The sequence below is a fragment of the Pontibacter qinzhouensis genome (genome assembly GCF_008017455.1).
GTDB lineage: Bacteria > Bacteroidota > Bacteroidia > Cytophagales > Hymenobacteraceae > Pontibacter > Pontibacter qinzhouensis.
In genome coordinates this window covers 1-1,264 of sequence record NZ_VRTY01000214.1, presented here as the reverse complement: position 1 = coordinate 1,264, position 1,264 = coordinate 1, and the positions used below count along the sequence as shown (strand labels likewise).

Annotated in this window: 2 protein-coding genes; both read right to left on the bottom strand. The window is 37.0% G+C overall.

Annotated features, from left to right (window positions below):
• A partial coding sequence (locus FVR03_RS24120) for a hypothetical protein (RefSeq protein WP_147924325.1) occupies positions 1 to 657 on the bottom strand: 657 nt, incomplete at its 3' end.
• A 72-nt stretch (positions 658 to 729) separates the two neighbouring features.
• The gene (locus FVR03_RS24115; protein ID WP_147924324.1) at positions 730 to 1,128 is read right to left on the bottom strand and encodes a hypothetical protein; all 399 of its coding nucleotides are present in this window, start codon (positions 1,126 to 1,128) and stop codon (positions 730 to 732) included.
• Positions 1,129 to 1,264: the final 136 nt, after the last annotated feature.

The following is a 1,264-nucleotide window of genomic DNA, read 5'->3' as shown; positions in this document are numbered from 1 at the left end:
GGAGATGAGTATTATAGTTAGGAAAACTATTTCTCCAACTTTAATACTAAGCCCGTTTTCGTAGAACTTATAAAGAAGGATAGTAAACAAAATTGTAAGCATGATAATGGCAGACCAAAGATACCAGTTTATATCCTCTGCTTGCTCAATATCAAATGCTCTGCTTCTTTGTAGCTCAAACTGCTTCTGCTTTTCTGAAGGTGATAGCCACGCCTTGCCAAGTTTTAACTCAAAATTTTTATAAATCAATGTTTCAATTCCCCTAAGATTCCCGACCTCGAAGTCGGAGAACTGGTAAACTCTACTGTCAGCAGTTCTAAGCTTAATTGACTTATACCTTACTCTCCCACTTAGGTATGACCAGCGAAAACCACTAATTTCATCAAAGCTGTATTCTTTGCTTTGTAAAAGAAATGGGTGCCTAATTGTTACTTTCCTTATTTCTTCATTAATGATGATTACTTTTACCAACTTAATAATGGCTGTTAGACCTCCTAAAAACAACAGGAGCATTACCAAAGAAGCCATAGTGGCTATGTTTATTTCTAAGAAATCTTCTTTTGCAACTTTAAGATAGGTTACAGCAGGTACTGATGCGAAGGCACCTAACATAACCAAGCTAAACACGACAGTAAGTAACCTAATTTTTGTTTTCATTTTTTATATAGCATAACGGTCTAGTATATGAGGCGTTTATGCCCTATATACTTTGTTGGCAGGAGCAGTTTTTCAATCTTTTATAAAAATAAGGGGCTGGGGGTTTGGTGAATTCTTTTCATAGAAGTCACCAATTCTTAGTTCTGCTCCCTTAATCACGAAATAGTACGTCTTATAACAAGAGGAGCAGCTTGAAGACAAGTTAAGCAGTGATATGGAGTCTCCTTTTATCTGGTAGTTGTATAAACCAGAACCGTACTTAGGAAGGACCTCACCATTCCTGATCTCTCTTCCTCTGTCCAGTGATAAATAAGGGCCATTATCAAGCCTTACGAATCTGATCGTGTCCAACCTGTCACTTTGCTCAAGCCAAACACCATCTAAAGGCAAGGTAGGTTCATTATTGTCTTTACAACCTACCATGTTTCCTATTAATGCAAGGAAGAGAATAAGTAAATACGTTTTTTTCATAGCCTTCTTTATAATTTATTGATTTAATATCCATTTGACTATTACTGTACAATCTCTTTTACTGCCAACGGCTAGTGCAGGCAATGGGTGAGGCATGAGCCGAACATAATGCCTGTGCTTTGTTAGCAGAATATGT

Excerpts from the sequence above, each read along its gene's own strand:
- FVR03_RS24115 (WP_147924324.1), bottom strand. The coding sequence starts at position 1,128 with ATGAAAAAAACGTATTTACTTATTCTCTTCCTTGCATTAATAGGAAAC.